Raw genomic sequence first — 17928 nt, forward strand, 5'->3', positions numbered from 1 at the left:
AATGCTATCTATAATAAGTATTTAGAAGAAGCAAAAAAGAACGATAATGTTATCTTTTGTGGGCGTTTAGCCGATTACAAATATTATGATATGCATGTGGTTATTGAACGAGCTTTGGAAGTAGTGGAGAAAGAATTCTAAGATAGAGTCAACTAATTTTCATTATTTTCTTGGTTTAACTTTATTCTATTTTTCCACCTAACCCTAGCACACGAATGAAGCTTTCGCATTTTAGGAAAGTGTCTCATTTGCGTTCTTTTTTTGATGCTCAAAAAGAGACAAAAATATATAGACCAATGGTTTGAAAACAGGTATAACTATCTTTATCTTAAAATGAAAGTATGTGGGAGGGATTAATGCTTATTTAAGAAAAACTTTAACTTTGTCTTACGGATAGTTAATAAGAGCTTGGTAAACTTTAATCAACCATTAAAAATAATCAAAGGAGTAAATAATATGGTTGACAAAAATCATCGTTCAAATAATGAAAAATATACAAAATGGTCTATCCGTCGGTTAAGTGTAGGTGTTGCTTCCGTAGTTGTGGCAAGTGGATTCTTTATTCTTATTAGTAATCCGGTAAATGCCCAAGTTGGTGCGCAAAACAAGGTGGTGACAACAACCCCTTCAAATAGTTCGACAGACTCTGGTAAATCCATACTTGATTCGAAAGTAGGGCAAACAGAAAGCCCGTCAGCTGAAAAGAAAGGAACACCAAGTACAACAAAACCCTCACAAGACTTGTCTGGCAAAACAACTCAAACACCAGATAAAAAGGTGCAAGAAAAACAAGAAGTTACAGAAGAAAACAAAGTAGGCAAGTCCGTCGCGGAAGCTGCGAAAAAAATCCAAAAGGCGTCAGAAGCAGTTGCAAAAGAAACAGCTTCAAAAGCGCAAGAAGATCCAACTCTTGCTCAAGCTAAGCAATCTGTAACGGACAATATCAAGGGCAGTACAGATGTTCCGGCTTCTTTCCTAGCCAATGCGAACCACCCTGGTCCCTTTGCAGCAGGGGTGAATGAAGTCATTCCGTACGAACTCTTCGGTGGTGATGGGATGTTAACACGTCTCTTGTTGAAATCCTCAGACGGTGCACCGTGGTCAGATAACGGCACGGCAAAACACGCTGGCTTACTACCTTTTGCCAACATTCCAAAAGGTAAATATTTCTATCAAGTGTCACTCAATGGTAATGCGGCAGGTAAACAAGGCAAAGCTCTCTTGGATCAACTGAAAGCGAATGGCACACACAGTTATACCGCAACCGTCACAGTTTACGGTGCAACTAAGGATGGTAAGGCAGACTTGAACAATGTTATCGCAACACGTCAAGTAAATCTGAATTTGAATGGCACTACGACCGTTGACCAAGTGAAAAAATCCGTAGTAGACAACATCAAAGATAAAATTGATGTCCCTGCAAGTTATTTAACAAATGCAGTTTATCCAGGACCATTTACGGCTGGTGTTAATCAAGTGATTCCGTATGAACTCTTTGGTGGTGACGGGATGTTAACACGTCTCTTGTTGAAATCCTCAGACGGCGCCTTATGGTCAGATAATGGTAAAGCAAACCATGCAGGTCTCCTACCACTTGCAGGTTTAGGAAAGGGGCAATATTTCTATCAAGTCTCACTAGATGGTAATGCAGCAGGTAAACAGGATAAAGCTTTATTAGACCAACTAAAAGCTAATGGTACGCATTCTTATAAAGCGACTGTTACAGTGTATGGAGCAACCAAAGATGCCAAAGCGGACTTGAAGAATGTCATTGCGACGAAATCTGTGACGATTAACCTAAAAGGTGAAAAGAAAGCGGACTCTAAAGGACAATCTCAACAAGGTCAAAATGATCAGGCACAAAACCAAGGTAAAAAAGCAGATTATGACGGAAGCAAGCATTCAAATAAAGGTGGAACACCTTCTGCGACATCTTCAAAAGGTGGACAAGCTACAGCAAGCAAAAAATCGCTTCCTAATACAGGTCAAAAATCCTCTCTTGGCTTGACAGTCCTAGGACTTCTTGGATTAAGTGCAGCAGCTATTTTAGCACTTGTTGGCATGAAACGCAGAGAAAAGAAGTAATTCTCGCATTTGTGAGCAATAACGCTTGAATCAAGTATAGAAATAGTGTTATACTTTTTCGTGGTATAACACTATTTTTCACAATAGAGGTAAGAAAATGACGAAGAGAATTTTGTTAGTAGATGATGAAGTAGAGATTACCGAGATTAACAAGCGTTATTTAACACAGGCAGGTTATGAAGTCAATGTGGCGCATGATGGGCAGAAAGCTTTGGAGCTTTTTAAGAAATATCCGATTGATTTGATTGTCACCGATATTATGATGCCCAACATGGACGGGTATGATTTGATTGGCGAAGTGCAGTATCTTGCTCCGGAGCAACCTTTCCTTTTTATCACTGCTAAAACATCTGAACCGGATAAAATTTATTCCCTCAGTATGGGGGCGGATGATTTTATTACCAAACCTTTCAGTCCGCGGGAGTTGGTGTTGCGGGTGCATAATATCTTGCGGCGCATTCACCGCAGTGTGGGAGCAGATGAAAAACTCCAACTAGGGGATTTAGAGATAAATCATGCAACGCGCGAAGTGACAGTGCACGGACAATCATTGATGATGACCATTAAATCTTTTGAGTTGCTATGGATTTTGGCCAGCAATCCTCAGCGGGTCTTTTCTAAGACAGAATTGTATGAGAAAGTCTGGCAAGAAGATTTTGTAGATGATACAAATACGTTGAATGTTCACATTCATGCCTTGCGGCAAGATTTAGCAAAATACAGTACAGAAAAAACACCCACGATTAAGACCGTCTGGGGCTTAGGGTATAAGATAGAGGTTTAAAATGAAATTAAAACACTTTATTATTGTGGGATACCTCATTTCCACAACGATCACGGTTGTTGCAATCATCTGGTCTGTCAACACCATGCTGATTTCAAAAAGTGATATTTATTTTATTATTGGTATTAGCATTCTGGCTAGTATTACAGGGGCATTGGTTAGCCTTTTGCTGTTGAGCCGTGTCTTTCTTTCTTTGGATAAATTAAAACAACTCATAAAAGGAATCTCTGACAAGAAATTTGAAACGGTGAATACAATTAAAAACCCAACAGAATTTAAAGAGCTGGCAGATGTCTTTAATAATATGTCAAGAAACTTGCAAAGTACCTTTACTTCGTTGGAAGAAAGTGAGAAGGAAAAGGGTTTGATGATTGCTCAGCTTTCACATGATATTAAAACGCCTTTGACATCTATTCAAGCAACTGTTGAAGGAATGCTAGACGGTGTGATTGCGGCAGATGAGCAGCAGTATTATCTCAAAACCATCAGTCGGCAGACCGATCGGTTGAATAAGCTGGCCGAGGAGCTAAGTTTTATCACTCTGAATACGATGAATCAGCCAGATGTACCGCTTGAAAAAGAAGAGATTTTCCTTGATAAGCTCTTGATTGATATTATGTCGGAGTTTCAATTGGTGATTGATAAAGAAGACCGAGATATTCAGATTTCAGTGCAGCCAGAATCAGCAAAAATTATCAGCAACTATGATAAACTCTCGCGGATTATTCTCAATCTTGTCAGCAATGCTTTTAAGTATTCAGAAGCAGGCACTAAGCTTACTATTGATGCGGCGGTTGACAATAAGCGCTTGACTTTAACGGTGGCAGATGAAGGTCAGGGCATTAAGTCAGAGGATTTGGAGAAAATATTTAAACGACTTTATCGGGTAGAATCTTCTCGCAATATGAAAACTGGCGGGCACGGTCTAGGGCTCTATATTGCACGTGAATTAGCACGCCAATTGGGTGGTGATATTTTCGTGCAAAGTGAGTATGGACAAGGTAGCAGTTTTTCGCTTGTATTAGATTTATAAAATGAAAGTGAGATAGACTAGAAAAATGAACATTTCCGGTTTATCTCACTCTTTGTTTTTATTAGTTTGTTTGTTGCTCAGCTAGAATGACTTCAAAGAGAAGATTTCCAACTAAATTGAACATTAGGCGTGAGCGTAGTTTTTCGCGCTTTTTAGGTGCATCGTAGATAAAGATCATGTGGTCGCTGATTTTAGCAAGGAGATGATTTCCTAAAGTGGTGATTGTAAGAACAGTTGCCCCTTGTTCTTTTGCCTGTAAGATACTGTGGTTGACGTCTTTATTGCTGCCACCGAGTGAAAAGACGATAATCACATCTTTTGGCGTAGCAATGTCTTTAATCCGGTCAATGCTGTATTGCTCAAAGTAGTCATTGGACCAGATGTTAATGAGTTTCAATTTTCGATTGAAGTCGGTCATAGCCATGTAGCTAGAGCCAACACCAATGCAGAAAATCCGTCGGGCAGCCAAAATTTTTTGTGCAAAGATTTGAAAGTCTTTTTCGGACAAGATAGAAATGGTATGTGCGAATTCAACTTGAATTTGTTCTTTCATTTGTTCAAAAGAGGACGCTACGGATTTCGCTTGATCTTTTTTGAGTTCTTTTGATAAGCGTAAATCATAGCGCAATTCGTTATAGGTTTGATAGCCTAATTTCTTACAAGCACGGATGACGGTTGATGAAGAGATAAACAGTTCATTGGCAATTGTCTTTAGTGTAATCGTCTCTACTTCTTCTTGTCGCATGAGATAATCAATGACCTCTTGTTCATTTACAGACAATCTGTCATAGTGCTGTTTTAAATTTTTTAGAAACATAAAGCCTCTTTTCTAAAGTATCGTTTTTAGTAAAACGTTTTCTGCTTAGTAAAATTTTACCGAAATAGTCAAAATTATTCAAGATAGAAACTTCTTTTCAAAAAAACGTTTTCAAGTTTATTTCTGCTAAAATGAAAACAGAAAAACACAAGGAGCAAAAAGATGAAAGAGAAGAATAAATTTATCTCTGTTTTTGAGCAATTTGGACGCTCATTCTTACTCCCTGTTTCGGTTTTGCCGGGTGCGGGGATTATCCAAGGTATTGGTACAGCCTTTACCAACGAAAACACGCTGAAGATGTTTCCTTTCTTGAACAATGCTATTTTTCAGTTTGTCATGAAATTTTTCATTGCGCTTGGTGGTACAGCTTTTAGCAACTTGCCTGTTATCTTTGCAGTCGGAGTTTCAGTTGGTCTTGCAAAACGGGAAAAAGGATCGGCAGCTTTATCTGGCCTGTTAGGTTTTCTTGTTTTGCACAACGTTTTGAATTTCTTGTTGAAAATCAGTGGAAGGCTAGTCAATACTGCTAACTTATCAAGCGGTGCAGCCAAACTTGCCCTGTCAAATGCCATGCAGACAAAAGTCCTCGGGATTCAAACCATGGACCTCAGTGTGTTTGGAGGGATTATCGTTGGGGTTTCTGTCTACTTCATTCATAAATGGGCGGTCAAGCAAGAATTGCCAACGATGATTGGTTTCTTTAGTGGACCGCGTTTTGTACCGATTGTTACCATGGTAGCGATGTCCTTTGTAGCCGTTGCAATCTTCTTTATCTGGCCAACCATTCAAGCAGGTATCAGTGCAGTTTCTATCCTCGTTTTGAAGTCAGGTCCGATTGGCACTTTCTTATATGGATTGATTGAGCGGGCTCTCTTGCCGTTTGGTTTACACCATGGCCTCAACTGGCCGGTTCGTACGACAGAGCTTGGTGGCTCATGGACAATTGGTGGGAACCATGTCGTCGGTACGGTTAATGCCTATCTTGCTTCTTTAGCGGATTCTTCGATCAAGTCTATTGACCCATCTATTACGCGTTTCAATGGTGGTAAATTTGTTTACTTCATGTTTGGTCTTTCTGGTGCTGCTTATGCTATGTACAAGACAGCTTCTCCAGAAAAACGCAAAGTAGCAGGTTCGCTTCTCTTTGCAGCAGCCGGAACTTCATTCTTGACTGGTATTACAGAGCCAATCGAATTTACTTTCCTTTTTGTGGCACCAATGCTTTACGCTGTGCACGCTGTTTTGGCAGGTTCTGCTTTGTTTGTTATGCACATGCTGGGTGCTGGTGTAGCAACTCCTACTGGACATGGTTTCATTAACCTTGTAATCTACGGTGTGTTGCAAGGACCTAAAACGCACTGGTGGCTCGTCTTCTTAGTAGGTATCCCTTATTTCTTCCTTTATTACTATGTCTTTAAATTTATGATTTTGAAATTCAACTTTAAGACTCCAGGTCGAGAAGATACGAATGAAGTCAAATTGGCAAGTAAGCAAGAAGCGCGTGGTAAATATGGCTTGAAGATTCAAAATGTCGGTCAATCTGCACCACAAGACACTACTCCGGTAAAGCAAGCCGGAGGAAAAGAACTGAGCAAACAAGAAAAAACACATCAGCAAGCACTTGGGTTGATTGCGGCTCACGGTGGTCCAGAAAATATCGTGGATGTCAATGCTTGTATCACTCGTTTGCGGATTGATGTCAAAGACAAGTCAAAAGTTGACAAAGATACGATTATTAAGAAATACGAAGCACTCGGCTTTGCTGAAAATGGCATGCAAATGCAATCTATCTACGGCGCTTATGCCAATGTTCTCAAAATGGAAATCCAAGACATTCTAGGTTTAGAGGAATAGCCATGGCACATAAGATTTTATGTGTAACAGATTTAGACGGAACTTTTGTGAAAGATTCCGTCGATGTCAGGTCAGAAGATTTACAAGCCTATCAGCGGCTGATGCAGTATAGTGATTTTGCCATTGCCACAGGACGATCTGTTAAAGAGATAAACTATCTTGTGCAAAGAAATCACCTTCAATTGAAATATGCAATTGGTTTTAACGGCGCCATGATTGTTGAGCAAGGCAATCTCTTATTTTCTCAACCGCTGGAGCAGGAAAATGTAATAGATTTACTTGCCTATATCCAACAAGAAAAACTGATTTTCGATGCGCTAGATGGCGAAGAGAGAATCGGAAATTTTGACCATGAAGACAAGCGCCGGTTATGGAACATGCCCATTCTTTGCTTAGACGATCCTTATGACCTTGTCTGCGAACGGCAGATTTATAAATTCAACATTCGACCCGAAGTATCAAAAACAGCTTCCTATGTGCAGACATTAAAAGAACAGTTTTCTCATTTGGAAGTTTATCAATCGGGTGGGACACGAATAGAAGTGACGGCTAAGAATGTTTCAAAGGGAAGTAGCTTACAGTCTTTGAAAACTCACGATCAACTAGTTGTGACGTTTGGTGATTCAGGGAATGACATTTCGATGTTTGAAAAATCCGATCTTTCCTACTGTATGGCACATGCTCCGAAGGCTGTCCAAGAAGCAGCTACGTATGTAGTGGATCACTTTGCAGATGCGGTGAAACATTTGGAAAAGTTGTTGTATCAAAATAGTATAAAGGCTTAAGAAAATTTTCTTAGGCTTTTTGTGTGCTACCACTATCCTTAATCAAAAAATTTTTTTGGTTTCATGTTATAATAAACCTATGGAAAACAAGAATAAATTACTGTTGATTGACGGCTCGTCCGTCGCTTTTCGTGCTTTTTTTGCACTGTATAATCAAATTGACCGTTTTAAGAGTCCGTCTGGGCTTCACACTAATGCCATTTACGGCTTTCATCTTATGTTGAATCACTTGATAGAACGTGTACAGCCGACTCATATCTTGGTGGCATTTGATGCGGGGAAGACCACCTTTCGGACAGAGATGTATGCTGATTACAAGGGCGGTCGGGCTAAAACACCAGAGGAATTTCGTGAACAGCTGCCTTTTATTCGCGAAATGCTAGATAAGTTGGGTATTCGCTATTATGATTTGGATCAGTATGAGGCAGATGACATTATCGGTACTTTGGATAAAATGGCTGAAAACACAGCTGTTCCTTACGATGTGACAATCGTGAGCGGAGACAAGGACTTGATCCAGCTGGCCGATGATAATACTATTGTGGAAATTTCTAAAAAAGGTGTGGCTGAGTTCGAGGAATTTACACCAGCCTACCTCGTGGAAAAAATGGGAATCACACCCACACAATTTATTGATCTTAAGGCTCTTATGGGTGATTCTTCGGACAATATCCCTGGTGTGACGAAAATCGGTGAGAAAACGGGACTCAAGCTCCTCTTGGAATATGGCTCTCTGGAAGGCATTTATGACAACATTGACCAAATGAAGCAGTCTAAGATGAAGGAAAATCTTATCAATGATAAAGAGATAGCTTTCTTGTCTAGAACACTTGTTACCATTGATACCCAAGCTCCCATCGAAATCGATTTGGAAGATATCCTCTATCAAGGTCCGAATATCAAACAATTAAGCAGATTCTATGATGAAATGGGCTTTAAGCAATTTAAGCAAGCGCTGGAAGCGGAAGTAGAGCCAGAAGAGGCGGCTGACATTGCTTTTGAGGAAGTGACGGAAGTCCGTCCAGAAATGCTCAGTAAAGATGATTTTTTCTACTTTGAAATGTTGGGGGACAATTACCACATAGACGAGATGGTGGGCTTTGCGTGGGGAAATGCACAGCAGATTTATGCCAGTCAGGACATCAACCTTTTGCATCAACCAGCTTTCAAAGAGTTTCTGGGAAACACAGCCCTCAAGGTTTATGATTTTAAACGCTCTAAAGTTTTGCTCAGTCGCTTAGGCATTGAGCTTTCGCAACCATCGTTTGACAGCCGTTTAGCTAAGTACCTTCTTTCAACCGTTGATAACAATGAAATCGTAACAATTGCTGGTCTTTATGGCAAGACCAAACTCGCCGAAGATGAGGCGGTTTATGGGAAAGGCGCTAAGCGGGCACTGCCTGAAAAAGCTATTTTATTGAGCCATTTAGCCAGAAAAGTCACAGTTCTCATTGAAACGGAAAAGCCTATGACAGACTTGCTGCGCCAGCATGACCAGCTAAATCTGCTGTATGAAATGGAGCAACCTTTAGCCTTTGTACTAGCTAAAATGGAAATTGCTGGTATCAAGGTAGAACGCGAAACATTGCAAACCATGCAGATTGAAAACGAGAGAATTCTGACTCGGCTAACTCAGGAAATCTATGACTTAGCAGGGGAAGAGTTTAATATCAATTCGCCTAAACAGTTGGGAGGCATTCTCTTTGAAAAACTAGGTTTGCCAACGTCTTTTACTAAGAAAACCAAAACGGGCTACTCTACGGCAGTAGATGTATTGGAACGTTTGGCACCAATCGCGCCAATTGTGGAAAAAATTCTGGACTATCGGCAAATTGCTAAGATTCAATCAACCTATGTCACGGGACTACAGGACTGGATTCTAGCAGACGGAAAGATTCACACTCGCTATCTTCAAGATTTGACTCAGACAGGACGATTATCAAGTGTTGACCCTAATCTGCAAAATATCCCAATCCGTCTAGAGCAAGGTCGCTTGATTCGGAAAGCTTTTGTGCCAGAGTGGGAGAACAGTGTCTTACTTAGCTCTGATTATTCGCAAATTGAGCTGCGGGTTTTGGCGCATATTTCAGGCGACAAGCATTTAATTGAAGCTTTCAGACATGGAGCTGATATTCATACTTCAACAGCCATGCGGGTTTTTAATATCGAAAGACCAGAAGATGTGACACCAAATGACCGCCGCAATGCCAAAGCTGTCAACTTTGGTGTTGTCTACGGAATTTCTGACTTTGGACTTGCCAACAATCTGGGGATCAGCCGTAAGGAAGCGAAGTCCTATATTGATACTTATTTTGAGCGCTATCCAGGTATCAAGAATTATATGGAAAATGTAGTGCGAGAGGCACGAGACAAGGGCTATGTAGAAACTCTCTTTCACCGTCGTCGGGAGATCCCAGATATCAATTCTCGTAACTTCAATGTTCGAGGATTTGCAGAACGGACGGCAATCAATTCGCCAATTCAAGGCTCAGCCGCAGACATTCTTAAAATTGCAATGATTCGACTGGATCAAGCTCTGATAGATGGGAATTTTAAAACCAGAATGCTATTGCAAGTTCATGACGAAATTGTGCTGGAAGTACCCGAAAACGAACTGACCGCTATCAAAACGTTGGTCAAAGACATCATGGAATCTGCCATTGAACTTTCTGTTCCCTTGAAAGCGGACGAAAGCGCAGGCAAGACCTGGTATGAAGCAAAGTAGAATCAAAAGTACCCAAAAGAGGGATATTATTCTGATTTTTTAGCTGTGCTCAGTTCAGATAAGGAACTCTCAAAGCAGGTACATTCAACTTTATAAAGTATTTGTGTTTCTGATTCAAAAAGGAGTAGCATAGCTCACGATACATGAAAGATTACGGAGAAAAGTTTATGACCTATCATTTCAAAAATCCCAGCGACAGGATTGTCAAGTATTATTTAGAAAATAGCAAGGTGATTGCGGTTGTTGGTTTGTCAGATCGAGAAGAGGCAACCAGCCACCGTGTATCCAAGGAGATGCAAGAACGGGGCTATCGGATTGTTCCGGTCAATCCGCGAGCAGCTGGTGGGGAAATTCTAGGTGAAACCGTGTATGCCAATTTAAAAGACATTCCTTTCTCGGTGGATATCGTCGATGTTTACCGTCGCAGCGAGTTTTTGCCAGATGTGGCGCGTGATTTTCTAGAAGCGGATGCTGGGATTTTCTGGGCACAATTAGGCTTGGAAAATGAAGAAGCCGAGCAAATCCTTCGTGCAGCTGGGTACGATGATCTTGTCATGAACCGCTGTATCAAGCGGGAGCATACCCGTCTGATTTTAGGAGAGTAAATGGCAACGTTGGTGATTATCAGAGGCAATTCTGGTTCAGGAAAAACAAGCCTGGCAAAGAAATTGCAAGAGTATTATGGACGAAAGACACTTGTCATCTCTCAAGATGTCGTTCGCCGTGACATGCTAAAAGAAAAAGTCGAGTCGGATAATCTGTCAATCTCTTTGACGGCAACCATTGCCCGTTATGGCTATGAGCGAGATTTGTTGGTGATCGTTGAAGGATTTTATGAAACAGATATTTACGGGCAAATGCTAGAAGAACTGCGTGCTCTCTTTTATCCAAAAGTTCTGTCTTACTATTATGATTTGACTTTTGAAGAGACAGTTCGTCGCCATCAAACAAGGAGCAAGAAAGTAGATTTCAGTCCAGCTGACATGAAACGTTGGTGGAAAGAATGTGATTTCTTAGGTTGGGAAGTAGCAACTTTTACAGATCAAGATTCGCTGAAAGATGCCTTTCAAGAAATTTCTAAAAAAATCAATTTGTTCTAAAAAATTAAGTTTGGTTTAAGCTAACTTGGTTATACTATATTTATCAAATGAAGACCTCCTAACTTTGTTTGATAGAAATCCTAAACTTTTTCATAATAATCTCCCTAATAAAGTCACCCAATTGGTGGCTTTTTTGTGTAGAGTTTATGGTATTTCTTGTGTTCTACTTATGTAAAATGATTTGAAAGCAACTTAAAAGACCTGAACAAGTATCCAAGTCTTTGTGAGGTTAATTTTATTTTTCAGAGTTAGAAAAACTAAGAAAAAATCGGAGTTTGTTCTTTTTCCTTTTTCACAGCTTCATAGAAAAGAGTTTGAGCTGTATAAACGTAGGGATAAACATAAATAGAAGCAATCCCAAAAGTAATGGTACTTAGCAAGTACCAACCGATAAAGGTTAAATCAAGAACAAATCGCTTGCCTTTATAACCTTTCATCATCTGACGACTCGCACGGATTACTTTAAAGGCGCCATCGTAGCTATTGTTTTCTAAACTATCACAGAGGATAAATTCCACTTGAGAATAGGCATAGTACTGAGGGAGTGCAATCAGAACGCCTATAATCATCAAGAGAAAACCGATAAGAATGTAGAGCAATAAAGTTCCAATAGTTGTTTGAAGCGCAACGTTTTGTGAAATATCTTGAGAATTGGGGAGGAGTTTAATGATACTAAAACTAGCAAGAATCATCATGCCGCTCCCAATCCAGACGAAAAGATTCCACAGAAATAGCAATACGCGTTTGAGCAAAAGCGTCATGAAAACAGGACCGATTATTTTACTATCAAAAGTCCGAATGGAATCTGAAAAATGCACCTCTTGTTGTTTTCTACGAATGACCTCAAGCAAAGTCCAAAAAGCAGCTGTTAAAAAGAAAGATACGATAAAACCAATTGCAATTGGAAAAAGAGAACGATTGATCCCGTGGACAACCGTATTTTGGATACCATATTGTAAGATATTATTGGACAAGGTGTCTGAAGAATAATTGTAAACAACGGAAACAATCGCAGTCACAATTGGCACTAAAAAGAGTGCGTAGATTCCCTTGGTTTGGCGCTGGATACGACGAGCTTCTGCCCGAAATTCACTTAAGTTCATATTTGCCTCCTATATTGAAAAATATTATACCATATTCTTCTAAGAGAAAGAAAAGTTTTTATCTACTTTATCTTTCTTCCTTTTTTTGATAAAATCATACAGGATGTTGTGAGTCAAATGAACTCACACACTGTAAAATGAAGGTCTGGGACTGTTTTTCCCAGTATCGGAGGTAAAAATGTCAGATTCACCGATTCAATATCGTTTGATTAAAAAAGAGAAGCACACAGGTGCTCGTTTGGGAGAAATTATCACGCCGCATGGCACTTTTCCAACTCCCATGTTTATGCCCGTGGGAACTCAGGCAACTGTAAAAACGCAGTCACCAGAAGAACTCAAAGAAATGGGCTCAGGGATTATTTTATCCAATACCTACCATCTCTGGCTGCGGCCGGGTGATGAGCTGATTGCGCGTGCTGGTGGGCTTCATAAATTTATGAACTGGGATCAGGCTATTCTGACAGACAGCGGTGGTTTTCAAGTTTATTCCTTGGCAGACAGCCGTAACATCACCGAAGAAGGGGTGACCTTCAAGAATCACCTGAACGGCGCAAAAATGTTCCTCTCTCCAGAAAAGGCCATTTCTATTCAAAACAATCTAGGCAGTGACATCATGATGTCCTTTGATGAATGCCCGCAGTTCTATCAACCGTACGATTATGTCAAGAAATCCATTGAGCGGACCAGCCGCTGGGCAGAGCGTGGACTCAAAGCGCATCGCCGTCCGCATGACCAGGGTCTCTTTGGGATTGTGCAGGGTGCTGGTTTTGAAGATTTGCGCCGCCAGTCAGCCCATGATTTGGTTAGTATGGATTTTCCAGGATATTCTATTGGTGGTTTAGCTGTAGGTGAATCTCATGAAGAGATGAATGCCGTATTGGACTTTACAACTCCGATGCTGCCTGAAAACAAGCCTCGCTATCTCATGGGAGTTGGAGCGCCAGACAGTCTGATTGACGGGGTAATACGTGGTGTGGATATGTTTGACTGCGTGCTACCAACACGAATTGCCAGAAATGGTACCTGCATGACCAGTGAGGGGCGTTTGGTCGTGAAAAATGCTCAATTTGCAGAGGATTTCACACCGCTCGATCATAACTGTGATTGCTACACCTGCAAAAACTATACGCGCGCTTATCTTCGTCATTTGCTCAAGGCTGATGAAACCTTTGGCCTCCGCCTAACCAGCTATCATAATCTCTATTTCCTCATCAATCTGATGAAAAATGTCCGCCAAGCCATTCTAGATGACAATTTGCTTGAATTTCGTGAAGATTTCATCGAGCGCTATGGTTACAATCATTCAAAGAGGAATTTCTAGATGAATCACGGTGAGAAGTCGTTAGTAGAAGTAGTCAAGGATTATTTGCTGGATGGGAAAAAACATACGCTTGCGATTTACGGACACGGTGCTTCTGGAAAATCTACTTTTGCCAAACGTTTAGTAGAAAGTCTGGGGCGAGAGCGAGTTAATCTGCTTGTGGCTGATCCTTATATAATAGACGGGGAATATCGTGACTTGCTGGCGGTTAAAGAATTTCCTGAGCAAAAAGTGACAGCCTGTCTTCCAGTGGCTCATGAATTGAAGAGCTTGGAACGTGATATAAGAGCTTTGCAATCTGGCTGCGATATAGTGACGATTGACTAGCCTTGGGCACCAAGTCAGCGACTTTCAGCGGAAAAACCAATTCTAATTGTGGAAGGCATGTCAGTTGCTTTTCTGCCGAAAGAATTGTTTGATTTGTCCATTTGTTTTTACACCGATACAGCGACGGAATTAGAGCGCCGCTTGGCTCGAGATACAGCCGTTCGAGGTCGCAATGTGCACTGGATTCGGCAAGCGCACACCAGCCGCCGCCAGCAATATGAACACTACTATAAAATGTATCAGGAAGAGGCTGATTTTCTCATCAGCCAGACTGAAGAGGGCTTTGGAATAGATAAAATAAGCAATGGACTTGGAAAATAAAATTCCAGGTCTTTTGTTTTTTTGGCTTATTTTTTGGTAAAATAGAATAAAATAGATTTTATAGCAACGTTGCTAAATGCAGCAATTAACAGAATTTTTGGCTTGCTTGACTCAGCAGTGATGTAGGCTTGCGGGAGTTGGTCGGTCTGTATCAGTAGTGAAAAGGATTTAGGAGAAATATGCGTATTAAATGGTTTTCAATGGTTCGAGTGACAGGCTTATTGCTGGTTCTCTTGTATCACTTTTTTTAAAAATTATTTCCTGGGGGATTTCTCGGTGTTGATGTCTTTTTCACCTTTTCAGGTTTTCTGATTACAGCGCTCTTGATTGATGAGTTTTCTCAGAGTAAAAAAATAGAGCTTCTAGCCTTCTTTCGACGGCGTTTTTATCGGATTGTTCCCCCTGTCATCGTCATGGTATTGGTGGTCATGCCCTTTACCTTTTTGATTCGGCGGGATTTTGTAGCCGGTATTGGAACGCAGATTGCAGCAGTCATGGGCTTTGTGACTAACTTTGACGAAATGATGACGGGTGGAAGCTACGAGGCTCAGTTTATTCCACATTTATTTGTCCATAACTGGAGTCTGGCTGTAGAGGTTCATTATTATCTACTTTGGGGACTGGCTGTCTGGTTCCTAGCCAAATATTGCAAAACAGCCGGTCAGCTGAGGGGCAGTATCTTTTTGCTGTCTTCGTTTGGTTTGCTTATCAGCTTTCTCAGTATGTTTATTGGCAGCCTTTTAGGACTCAGTTTTTCGGGGCTTTATTTCTCGACCTGGACTCACATTTATCCTTTCTTTGTCGGCAGTATCCTAGCGACCTTGACCGGTATCAAACAGATGACAGGCCTGTTAAAGAAAATAATTCGCTCCTGGTCTTTGCGAGAGGCTTGTCTGGTCTTTGCGGCGGGAGCGGGTCTCTTAGGCGTGATGATGCTTTGGATCAAGTTTGATTCGCTTTTACCTATTTGCTTGGTTTTCTTTTGGCTAGTTTGTCAGCGGCGGCTATGATATTGGCTACACGGGTCTTGCATGAGAAGACTCTCGACCTAAAAGAACCGCTAGTTTTGACAGTGATTGCTGATACGAGTTATGGAGTCTATCTTTTCCATTGGCCTTTCTACACGATTTTTTCACAGCTGATGGGCAATCTGCCTGCGGTGATTTTAACAAGTCTTCTTTCTCTTGCTTTTGCTGGACTGTCCTTTTATGTTATTGAGCCAATCATTGCTGGGAAATCCCCTGCTTTTCTCGGTTGGGACTTGCATTTTACGCAGTTGAAAAAGGTCTTGGCAATGAGTTTCGTAGGTTTGCTTCTTATCAGCCTGCTGGCTATCGGACTTGCTCCGAAGATTGGGGCGTTTGAGACAGATATGCTAGTCAATGGTCTTCATCAGGCTGACACCAAGCTAAATCGGACTAAAAGTCTTGCAGAAAAAGGAGAAGCTAGTAGTTACAATATTGCAGATGGTGTGACGATTATTGGTGACTCCGTTACCTTACGGGCTAGTACTCCGCTGAAGGAAGTCCTGCCGGATGCACAAGTCGATGCTCAAGGCAGTCGCAATACAGCTTAGGCTCGCGAAATTATGAGCAATAATGCCGCAGTTGGCGGCTTGCTCAAGACCGTCGTGGTAGCAACCGGTGTTAATATTGTCTTTAACTACGAAGAAGAACTGAATGAGTTGGTCAAGACCCTACCGAAGGGACATCGGCTTATTCTGGTAACTCCTTACGATGGTAATTCAGACAAATATGACAATCCTGTCGCCGAAAAACATGCGCAATATGCCAGAGAGTTAGCCAAGAAATATGCTTACGTCACTATTGCCGATTGGAACACTACTGCCAAGCAGCACCCAGAAATCTGGGTAGGTAGTGATCATATCCACTTTGGAGAAGATGCCGACACAATTGCTGCAGGTGGTCGACTCTATGCGCAGGAAATTCAAAAGGCTGTCACAAAAGCAGCAGATGGGTCTGTAAAGCACAAGTAAATTCTTAGTGCATGGGGAAGTGCAAGTTTGTATTGATCATTCGATTTATCCTAGTAGTTAAAAATCTGTGCAAGCCCTTCAACTAAGCATGTAGGAAACAAACTGACTTTAAGCGTGGAAGGGGTAGTTTGTCTTCTTACCAGGCAATTCTACTTATTCATATTAAAGAAAAAATGATTTGTAAATGTCAAGCCTCATTTTAAATGAGACTTGATTTTTTTGTGTTGGTACTCACGACTAATAAAGATTTCTATATTTAATCTCTTGCTTTTTCAGAAGATAGTAAAAGCTCAATAAGAAAGGGGAACGCTTTTAAATAAAAAAACTAAAAAACTTGCTCAAATCCCTTGCAATCAGTAAGGCTTTGTGTTATTCTATTATGGTGCTGTGAAAAACAGTCTGTAGCTTTGATGCAAGAGGTTGCGACACGCTCGGTTGCATTGCCACGCAATGGCGTCTCGGTTTTCTTGTGGAGCTAGCCTATTATCTTAAATAGACGAAAAGGAGAAAAAGATGGCAAACAAAAAAATCCGTATCCGTTTGAAAGCATACGAACATCGTACACTTGATACAGCGGCTGCAAAAATCGTAGAAACTGCTACTCGTACAGGTGCAGAAGTTGCAGGACCAATCCCACTTCCAACTGAACGTAGCCTCTACACAATCATTCGTGCGACTCACAAATACAAAGATTCTCGCGAACAATTTGAAATGCGTACACACAAACGTTTGATTGATATCATCAACCCAACTCAAAAAACAGTTGATGCTTTGATGAAGTTGGATCTTCCAAGTGGTGTGAACGTAGAAATCAAACTATAATCAGATGCAAGGTAAAAGTATTCGGGCTTAACTAGATACGGGCTAAGAGCTCTGCAAAAAAGATGAACTTCCTAGTGTTCGTCGAACACTGCGTCAGTTTCCTATTTTTACCAGGCTCTCTTAACGCCCTTAATATCTTAATCTTGAGCATAAAAAACGCTCGTTAAAAACTTTTTGAAAAAATATAGAAAAGGAAACATTTTCTCATGACAAAAGGAATCTTAGGGAAAAAAGTGGGAATGACTCAAATCTTCACTGAAGCTGGCGAATTGATCCCTGTAACTGTTGTTGAAGCAACACCAAACGTGGTTCTTCAAGTAAAAACAGTTGAAACAGATGGTTATAACGCTGTTCAAGTCGGTTTTGACGACCTTCGTGATGTATTGAGCAACAAACCTGCTAAAGGACATGTAGCGAAAGCTAACACGGCTCCTAAGCGCTTCATTCGTGAATTCAAAAACATTGAAGGCTTAGAGGTCGGTGCAGAAATCGCAGTAGATACATTCGAAGCTGGCGATGTTGTTGATGTAACAGGGACTTCAAAAGGTAAAGGTTTCCAAGGTGTTATCAAACGCCACGGTCAATCACGTGGTCCAATGGCTCACGGTTCTCGTTATCACCGTCGTCCTGGTTCTATGGGACCAGTTGCGCCTAACCGTGTTTTCAAAAACAAACACTTGGCAGGACGCATGGGTGGCAATCGTGTAACGATTCAAAACCTTGAAATCGCACAAGTTGTTCCAGAGAAAAACGTTATCCTCATCAAAGGTAACGTGCCTGGTGCTAAGAAATCTCTTATCACTATCAAGTCAGCAGTTAAAGCTGGTAAATAATAAAGAAAGGGGAAATCAGTCA

Annotated in this window: 13 protein-coding genes and 3 pseudogenes; 14 read left to right on the forward strand and 2 right to left on the reverse strand. The window is 41.0% G+C overall.

What is annotated here, in order from left to right; genetic code table 11:
- The 4 genes and pseudogenes from HMPREF2876_RS10110 to HMPREF2876_RS02660 all read left to right on the forward strand — a co-directional run.
- Positions 1 to 141 (forward strand): annotated as a pseudogene (locus tag HMPREF2876_RS10110) (UDP-galactopyranose mutase); the annotation flags it as partial.
- A 315-nt stretch (positions 142 to 456) separates the two neighbouring features.
- Positions 457 to 2085, forward strand: coding sequence for an SSURE domain-containing protein (locus HMPREF2876_RS02650; RefSeq protein WP_070584134.1), 1629 nt, complete (start codon positions 457 to 459; stop codon positions 2083 to 2085).
- A gap of 97 nt (positions 2086 to 2182) precedes the next feature.
- On the forward strand, positions 2183 to 2869 hold the full coding sequence (locus tag HMPREF2876_RS02655; protein ID WP_024053202.1) for a response regulator transcription factor: 687 nt from the start codon (positions 2183 to 2185) through the stop codon (positions 2867 to 2869).
- A 1-nt stretch (position 2870) separates the two neighbouring features.
- Complete coding sequence (locus HMPREF2876_RS02660) at positions 2871 to 3902, forward strand: sensor histidine kinase (RefSeq protein WP_070242116.1); 1032 nt, start codon at positions 2871 to 2873, stop codon at positions 3900 to 3902.
- Between the two features lie 61 nt (positions 3903 to 3963).
- Here the strand turns inward: HMPREF2876_RS02660 and HMPREF2876_RS02665 are convergent, their stop codons facing one another.
- Positions 3964 to 4719, reverse strand: a complete 756-nt coding sequence (locus HMPREF2876_RS02665; protein WP_024053200.1) for a MurR/RpiR family transcriptional regulator — start codon at positions 4717 to 4719, stop codon at positions 3964 to 3966.
- A 162-nt stretch (positions 4720 to 4881) separates the two neighbouring features.
- Here HMPREF2876_RS02665 and HMPREF2876_RS02670 point away from each other — a divergent pair, with 162 nt between their 5' ends.
- The 5 genes from HMPREF2876_RS02670 (at position 4882) to HMPREF2876_RS02690 (ending at position 11183) form a co-directional block, all read left to right on the forward strand.
- A complete protein-coding gene (locus tag HMPREF2876_RS02670) occupies positions 4882 to 6573 on the forward strand; it encodes a PTS transporter subunit EIIC (RefSeq protein ID WP_070242114.1) in 1692 nt (563 codons plus the stop codon).
- 2 nt (positions 6574 to 6575) lie between these two features.
- Entirely contained in the window at positions 6576 to 7358 is a 783-nt protein-coding gene (locus HMPREF2876_RS02675) for a Cof-type HAD-IIB family hydrolase (RefSeq protein ID WP_070584136.1), read from the forward strand.
- 79 nt (positions 7359 to 7437) lie between these two features.
- Entirely contained in the window at positions 7438 to 10083 is a 2646-nt protein-coding gene (gene polA, locus HMPREF2876_RS02680) for a DNA polymerase I (protein ID WP_042754215.1), read from the forward strand.
- A gap of 167 nt (positions 10084 to 10250) precedes the next feature.
- Complete coding sequence (locus HMPREF2876_RS02685; protein ID WP_070584140.1) at positions 10251 to 10688, forward strand: CoA-binding protein; 438 nt, start codon at positions 10251 to 10253, stop codon at positions 10686 to 10688.
- Positions 10689 to 11183 (forward strand): kinase, encoded by a 495-nt coding sequence (locus HMPREF2876_RS02690; RefSeq protein WP_024053196.1) that lies wholly within the window; start codon positions 10689 to 10691, stop codon positions 11181 to 11183. It begins immediately after the preceding gene.
- A 257-nt stretch (positions 11184 to 11440) separates the two neighbouring features.
- Here the strand turns inward: HMPREF2876_RS02690 and HMPREF2876_RS02695 are convergent, their stop codons facing one another.
- Complete coding sequence (locus HMPREF2876_RS02695) at positions 11441 to 12286, reverse strand: DUF975 family protein (protein WP_024053195.1); 846 nt, start codon at positions 12284 to 12286, stop codon at positions 11441 to 11443.
- Positions 12287 to 12464: 178 nt separating this feature from the next.
- Here HMPREF2876_RS02695 and tgt point away from each other — a divergent pair, with 178 nt between their 5' ends.
- The 5 genes and pseudogenes from tgt to rplC all read left to right on the forward strand — a co-directional run bounded on the left by tgt (position 12465) and on the right by rplC (position 17906).
- Positions 12465 to 13607, forward strand: coding sequence for a tRNA guanosine(34) transglycosylase Tgt (tgt, locus tag HMPREF2876_RS02700; protein WP_003026563.1), 1143 nt, complete (start codon positions 12465 to 12467; stop codon positions 13605 to 13607).
- Positions 13608 to 14255: pseudogene (locus HMPREF2876_RS02705) on the forward strand (uridine kinase).
- 179 nt (positions 14256 to 14434) lie between these two features.
- Positions 14435 to 16251: pseudogene (locus HMPREF2876_RS02710) on the forward strand (acyltransferase family protein).
- Between the two features lie 513 nt (positions 16252 to 16764).
- Complete coding sequence (gene rpsJ, locus HMPREF2876_RS02715) at positions 16765 to 17073, forward strand: 30S ribosomal protein S10 (RefSeq protein WP_002894478.1); 309 nt, start codon at positions 16765 to 16767, stop codon at positions 17071 to 17073.
- Between the two features lie 206 nt (positions 17074 to 17279).
- On the forward strand, positions 17280 to 17906 hold the full coding sequence (rplC, locus tag HMPREF2876_RS02720) for a 50S ribosomal protein L3 (protein WP_024053189.1): 627 nt from the start codon (positions 17280 to 17282) through the stop codon (positions 17904 to 17906).
- The last annotated feature ends 22 nt before the right edge of the window (positions 17907 to 17928 follow it).

It is taken from the genome of Streptococcus sp. HMSC073A12, assembly GCF_001812815.1.
Classification (GTDB): Bacteria; Bacillota; Bacilli; order Lactobacillales; family Streptococcaceae; genus Streptococcus; species Streptococcus vaginalis.